Origin of the sequence: Herminiimonas contaminans (genome assembly GCF_015645465.1) — a bacterium.
In the GTDB taxonomy this organism is placed as follows: Bacteria; Pseudomonadota; Gammaproteobacteria; order Burkholderiales; family Burkholderiaceae_D; genus Oxalicibacterium; species Oxalicibacterium contaminans.
Genome location: NZ_JADOEL010000035.1, coordinates 1 through 6,297 on the forward strand (window position 1 = coordinate 1; position 6,297 = coordinate 6,297).

Here is a 6,297-nt window from a genome sequence, read left to right on the forward strand (position 1 = left end):
GAGCATGCCAATATGATGCAATGGCACGGCGGCCGCTTCGACCCAGCCGCCTTCGATCTGCATGAGGCCAATCGGCGCTTGATGGAAATTCAGCTTTAGCGCAAGACGGTACTGGGCGTACGCTTACTACACATCTATACGTGATGACGAATATAGATAAAGAGTGTTGCCGACGATAAGGCCGCCAGTTTCCTACTCACTTCGGCCGGCAAGATTGTGTTCTCTACATGGTCCATTCTCGATGGAGATCAACATCTATTGCACCATAAGGAGATGGCTCTCTCACCAAAGTGCTATTCCCTCTTTCTTTTTCGCTTGTTAAGGTTGAAAACACTGCGGGAAATTTTCCTCGTGTAGTCGCATATTCAAGATACTCACTTTGTCGAAGGATACATATGTCTTCGCGTAACCTAGCCTCCGCGTGCACATTGGTGTTTTGCTGTGCACAGGCATCCATGGCAGCTGCAGAGGATTCTGCAGAACTGGCAAAGAAGCTCTCGAATCCTGTGGCTGCACTGATCAGCGTACCCTTGCAGTACAACTATGATCATCACTATGGACCTGACAAGAACGGGCATAAATCGTATTTGAATGTGCAACCCGTTGTCCCTATTTCCTTGAATGCGGACTGGAACGTGATTAGTCGCACCATCGTGCCTATTGCAAGCCAGAGTGGCGTCATTCCCGGCAGTAGTGAATCCGGTCTGGGTGATGTAACGCAAAGCCTGTTTTTCTCACCCAAGGCACCGACATCCAGCGGCATCATATGGGGCGTAGGTCCTGCGTTTTTATTGCCCACAGGTACCGATCCGAATTTAAGTGCGAGGAAATGGGGGGCGGGGCCAACCGGTGTCATCCTGAAGCAGGATGGGCCATGGACTTACGGCGCACTCGCAAGCCACATTTGGGGAGTGGGGGGCAGCAGTAGCAGACGGGACCTGAGTAATACATTCCTCCAGCCCTTTCTTTCGTACACAACAAAAGATGCATGGACCTACAGCCTGAATACCGAATCAACCTACGATTGGAAAGCCAAGGAATGGTCGCTTCCGATCAATTTGATGGTATCCAAACTCGTCAAGTTTGGTACGCAACCGGTCAGTCTTGGCGGTGGCGTGCGCTATTGGGCAGATAATCCGGATACAGGGGCGCACGATGTTGGTGTGCGTTTCGTCATGACCTTTCTGTTTCCTAAATAAGAAGAGTTTTATCTTTGATTGCCGGGCTGTGGAACGTGGATAGCTGAACGCGGCAACAGCAATGAAGACTGGCCGTTCGCGTGACGAACAGTCTCAGGGCTGGTTCGGATCCAGCACTTTTACCGTGCGCCAGCGGAAGTTGTCGTTATCCGCCGGAATCCACTGCAGGCACCAGGGATTGATGCATTCCTGCCCATCGGTTCCCGGTGCAACAGCCAGGAAACTTTCCTCGTCATAGTGCTGTACCTCGGACCGCTGCCAGGTCATGCAGAATTTACAGCGTATTTCGCCAAAGCCCTTTTTCATCGCATGGCCCAACTATTACTTGTACGGACAGAACTGCCAGATATGAATGGTAAAAAGCCGGGATGTACACAAGTGTAATTTGCCTGGAAAGCAGGGGGCTTATTCATTCTTGATCAATTTTCATACAAAAACATGGTGATAAAACCTGCGCTAGAAGGATACTCTTCAAGCTAAGCAATCAGTCGATTAAATGGAATTCTTTCAGCGCCGGCAGAAAATTCATATTCTCATGTTGCGCCCGAGTGAGTTTAATTAAAGCGAATCTCTGTAGAGGATTTAGCGTCAGCCACAGATCATCTTTTAAATGAATGTTTTTCTCTTGCGCCTTTTTTGAGATGGGGTCAGGAATGACGTCTTCCGATAACCAATATGGTGTGAGGTCTATCCCCATGTTGATTACAGCTTCATCCGTTTTCTTAATCTCGCTACTTAAGTAGGCGCGGTACTTATCTATATCCCCGGGCAACTCGGTCGGCAACAACATCAAATTCTCACGTATGGAGCGATCGAGCTGATTCCAGGCTCTCAACGATAATTTCATACCGCATCGGTCCAACTTGAAGCGAACGATCATCGGTATGCAGCAGAGCGTATCTATAAAATCCGACTCGAATTCAAACAACAAGTGCGCGACTGGTGAATTTTCCACGACCGCAGTACGGTTTCTTAAGGATTTTTTCATGGCTGATAACTGATGCTGCATCGAATATGTTTCCGTGAGGGAGTGCGTCTATCGTTAGGTGAAAAATGACATAACGACGGGCAAGAAAAAATCGCCAGTGGGAAAATGGCATAACAAAAAATCAAGTTAAAGCGTTCGGTGATAAATGACATAACGACGAGCATAAACCATTTCGGACTGGCTTGGACATTTCAGGCGGTAATTTAGTACTTGGCCAGTTTCTGGAGGGCGTCCAGTTCTTTGACAGATGCAGCGTTCATGCGCTCTTCAAGGGCGATGTATCTAACCAGCAGGGCTTCGCCTAGCGGGGTCAAAGATGTGCCGCCACCGCCTTTCCCGCCAGAAATCGTTGCCACTACAGGCTGTCCGAATCCCTGGTTAAGCGAGTCGATCAATAGCCAGGCGCGTTTATACGGTATGCCCAAAGCCCTGCCTGCAGCGGAAATCGAGTGGGTTTCACGTATTTTTTGCAACAAATCGATCTTGCCCGGCCCTATGGATATTGCGTCCCCAATGGAGATGCGCGGACGCACGATGATCGCGGTTTTAGCTTTGGACATGTTATTGATGATGGGTAATCGGTATCTTGAGCCGTATTTTACGTTGGATACTTGAATGTAATAACGAAGTTCTTGAATCCGTATGTATTAGTTCGTCGATCATGATGGCGGATGGGGCGACCCAGGGCGCAATCAGACGGACAATCAACCTTATGGCTGCTAGCCTGCGCTCGTAAGCGCTTCCCATTTCTAATGAAGTGCAAATACAATGAGCGCTCTGCGTATCTCACACTGAAAAATGCAATCCAGGCAAAAACCGGCCCACAAAGAAGCCATCACGGATGTATCCGGTGCCAAGCCCGGTCGTAAGCCGGGCAGTAAGCGCAGAGGAGAAGTGGCGATCATTCGCCCTGGTATTTTTATTGGTAACTCCATCTCCATCGGTCCCGGCAAGATTGAATTGCTCAGACAAATTGCTGAACTGAATTCGATATCCGCTGCTGCACGTGCACTCGGCATGCAGTATAAAAATGCATGGCTGGTGATCGAGTCTCTGAACCAGGGCTTTGGCAAGCCGGTCGTCACGACTGTCAAAGGTGGCAAGGGTGGGGGTGGTGCGCAGTTGACCGAGTTGGGCAGCGACATCCTGGCGACGTATTCTTCATTGGAGCAGCGTATCAACACAGCCGCATCGATAGAACTGGCTCGCCTGGTGCAGCTGGCGTCGATGAAAGAAGTCGACAAGAGTTAATCTTCCTGATTGCACATCCAGTGCAGTTCGCGCCGCAAACCTTCTTTGCGTGCCCCCCCATCGGACCTATCTTCACTCTGCCAGCTCACTTTTGGCAGGCATGCGGCATCGCCTGGCAACAACATTCACCATACGTTATTTTCATTTGGGTATTGCGCTGTCGATATGTCGTTATGTAACATATCGACTTTTTAGGGCAAATCCAATATGCAGCCACTTGGCTCCGATCCGATCAATGCAGCACAGTGGCGCGCGCTGGATGCGATAGGCAAGCGCTGGTCGCCGCCACATGAGGACGACTGGCTGCTAGCCATTGATGACACAGACAACCTGACTTCGCGTGGTACCGGATTTCTTGCGCGACAACTGGCTCTGCGCATGGCAGAGGCTGGCATCGCCGAGGTAAAGGCCATCACGCGTCATCAGTTGCTGGTGGACCCGCGTATTCCTTATACCTCGCACAACAGCTCGGCTTGCCTGGTTTTGCCATCGATAGTCGATCGCCAGACGATCTTTGATTACACCTGTCGCTACCTGCTGGAAGAAAGTGCCGAAGGCTCGGATGCCGGAACCGTGCTGGTGCAACGCAAGGATTTGCCAGACGTCGTCCAGCAGTTCGGACGTGCGGCCAAGGAACAGGTGTTGACGCAAGCTGACGCACGCAAGCTGATCGTCGGACACAAGATAGACATGGCCGGACTGACCGGAACCCACGGTGGCGTAATCGGTGCGCTGGCGGCGGTCGGCCTGAATGCGAGTGGAAGTGACGGGCGCTTCCTCTGGCTCAAGCAATTGCGTGGCATGTCCGCTGAATGCTGGAAGGCAGGTGCACTTGAACAGGCCACCGGTGTGACGATACAGAGCAAGCTGGGTGCTGAAGTAGTGATAAACGCAGAAGACAGTATTGAACTTGGTGAATGGCCGCGCGCGGTTTTTCTGCAGGGACAAGCAACTTTATTAGTGGAGAAGGTAGATGAAGGCGATTTCAACGGATGGCGCGCAGCTTCCAAAAACTACATCAAGCGTTTTTAGCTGGCCGGGTACTCGCGATCAGGCTGCTCAATATCCGCTCGCACTCGAGCTGATCCTGCTGCTGGGCGTGGGGGCGTTGGCAGCGGTGCTGCATCAGTCGTTCCGTATTCCACTGCGCATGCCTGGCTATCACGGCATGGAATGGTTTGCACTGCTGATATTGGCACGTTTGCTGTCCAATCGTGGGGCTGCTGGCATGGTCGTCGGCCTCGGCGCAGCAACCACCGCCTGCATTTATGCGGGCGGCATAGGACTGGATGGCAAGTCTGCGCAGATGCTGACTTACTTCTTGCAAGGCTGCATCGTCGATGCGCTGGTTTTTCGTCCGGGTGCGCGCATACGTTCAGTGCTGCCTTATTTCATCTGGTTGCCTGTGGTTGGCGCACTGACGCATATGATCGCGCCACTCACGCGTAATGTTTTCAGCAACCTGAGCGCCGGAGCGATTGAATTTGGTTCACTCATCAACGGCATAGCCTATCCGCTCTCTACCCACGCGCTGTTTGGCGCTATAGGTGCCTTCCTCGGATTGCTGCTTTATCTTGGTAGCAGCCGTAAACGCCGTCACTAATCTGTTGTTCCTGTAGTTCCGGTACCAGCCTTTTCAGGGCTGGTATTTATTTATCGTTATATTCAAACAGCTATAGCCAGAAAGTCATTATGAAGAAACCCGCACGCCATTCCTTGCTGATAGCAGGGTTAGCCAGTTGCGCCCTCGGCACGCAGGCATTTGCCGATAACGAAGCCTATACACTGGGCCAGATCGAAGTTGCCGGCAGCCAGCAGGCTGACGTCGCTGAAAAATCCACTACCGTCTGGCGTATCAGTGCCGAGGATATCGAGCGTCGCGGTGCCCGTACGCTGGATGAAGCACTGGCACAAATACCTGGCCTGAATATCCGCACCGGTGGTGAGGGTTCGCCACGTATCGATATGCGAGGACAACGTACACGTCAGATCAAATTGCTGGTAAATGGCATACCGGTCAACTCGAATGCTGACGGGCAGTTCAATCCGGCCTTGATACCCGTGACGCAAATCGATGAGATCGTGGTGCGCAGCGCGACTTCGTCGGTACTGTATGGCGAAGGTGGTACAGCTGGCATTATCAACGTCATCACGCGCCGCGGTAATGCAGACCATACGACAGCAAATGTCGATGCACGCTTTGGCACCAATGCGTCGCGCGCGGTCAGCGCCAGCATTGGTGGCCAGGCTGGTGCACTCGACTGGTTCATTTCTGCTGATCATCAGGAACATGGCGATACCCGTTTGTCGACTGACTATGTCGGCACTGCCGAACAGCCACGCGGCAAACGTCGCAACAGCGATCTGGATAGCACGACCATCACCGGTAACTTTGGTTATCAGGTCAATCGTGACCTGAAAATAGGTCTGGGCATCAATGCAGGCGAGGGTAGCCAGGGCAAACCACCAGGCATCTATCCAAGTACGGATGTCTTTGCGCAAGTACCGCGCTATGAACGCTACGACAATATTTCACAACTGTCAGCACAGCTTTCTGCAGATTGGGCCATTACTGATCGCACGCGTTTGCGTGGGTGGATCTATGCGAGCCAGTTGCGCCAGGACGAGCGTCGTTTCGATGGTTCGAATTATGCGCTGTTGCAAAGTAATCGTATCAATGGTGGCTTCGATAAAACATCGGATAGCCGCAGCCTCGGTTATCACCTGCAAGTCGAACATCTGGCAACCGATCGCCTGACGCTGAGTGCTGCCATCGATACACGCCGCGACAGCTATGGCGAGAATGGTCGCATTCGTGACGTGGCCGCTGGAGGCGGCGGTGGCGGAGGAGGTGGTGGC

Annotated in this window: 8 protein-coding genes; 5 read left to right on the top strand and 3 right to left on the bottom strand. The window is 52.2% G+C overall.

Features of this window, described 5'->3' with window-relative positions; all coding sequences use genetic code 11:
• Positions 1-455: 455 nt before the first annotated feature.
• Positions 456-1,199, top strand: a complete 744-nt coding sequence (locus tag IXC47_RS19060) for a transporter (RefSeq protein ID WP_230089670.1) — start codon at positions 456-458, stop codon at positions 1,197-1,199.
• Positions 1,200-1,292: 93 nt separating this feature from the next.
• Here the strand turns inward: IXC47_RS19060 and IXC47_RS19065 are convergent, their stop codons facing one another.
• From IXC47_RS19065 to IXC47_RS19075, 3 genes are all read right to left on the bottom strand, one after another.
• Positions 1,293-1,505, bottom strand: a complete 213-nt coding sequence (locus IXC47_RS19065) for a hypothetical protein (protein ID WP_195876739.1) — start codon at positions 1,503-1,505, stop codon at positions 1,293-1,295.
• A 178-nt stretch (positions 1,506-1,683) separates the two neighbouring features.
• Positions 1,684-2,187: a nitrate reductase associated protein gene (locus IXC47_RS19070; protein ID WP_195876740.1), complete on the bottom strand. Its 504-nt coding sequence runs from the start codon at positions 2,185-2,187 to the stop codon at positions 1,684-1,686.
• Between the two features lie 203 nt (positions 2,188-2,390).
• Complete coding sequence (locus IXC47_RS19075) at positions 2,391-2,747, bottom strand: winged helix-turn-helix domain-containing protein (RefSeq protein WP_175626824.1); 357 nt, start codon at positions 2,745-2,747, stop codon at positions 2,391-2,393.
• A gap of 238 nt (positions 2,748-2,985) precedes the next feature.
• On the opposite strand from IXC47_RS19075, the gene IXC47_RS19080 reads away from it, so the two are divergent.
• The 4 genes from IXC47_RS19080 to IXC47_RS19095 form a co-directional block, all read left to right on the top strand.
• A complete protein-coding gene (locus IXC47_RS19080) occupies positions 2,986-3,438 on the top strand; it encodes a winged helix-turn-helix domain-containing protein (RefSeq protein ID WP_195876741.1) in 453 nt (150 codons plus the stop codon).
• 207 nt (positions 3,439-3,645) lie between these two features.
• Positions 3,646-4,470, top strand: coding sequence for a hypothetical protein (locus IXC47_RS19085; RefSeq protein WP_195876742.1), 825 nt, complete (start codon positions 3,646-3,648; stop codon positions 4,468-4,470).
• Positions 4,412-5,041 carry a hypothetical protein gene (locus IXC47_RS19090; protein WP_195876743.1) on the top strand — a complete coding sequence of 210 codons (630 nt, stop codon included), beginning with the start codon at positions 4,412-4,414 and terminating at the stop codon, positions 5,039-5,041. Before IXC47_RS19085 ends, IXC47_RS19090 begins: the two co-directional genes overlap by 59 nt.
• Before the next feature lie 89 nt (positions 5,042-5,130).
• On the top strand, positions 5,131-6,297 hold a 1,167-nt coding region (locus tag IXC47_RS19095), incomplete at its 3' end, for a TonB-dependent receptor plug domain-containing protein (RefSeq protein WP_195876744.1).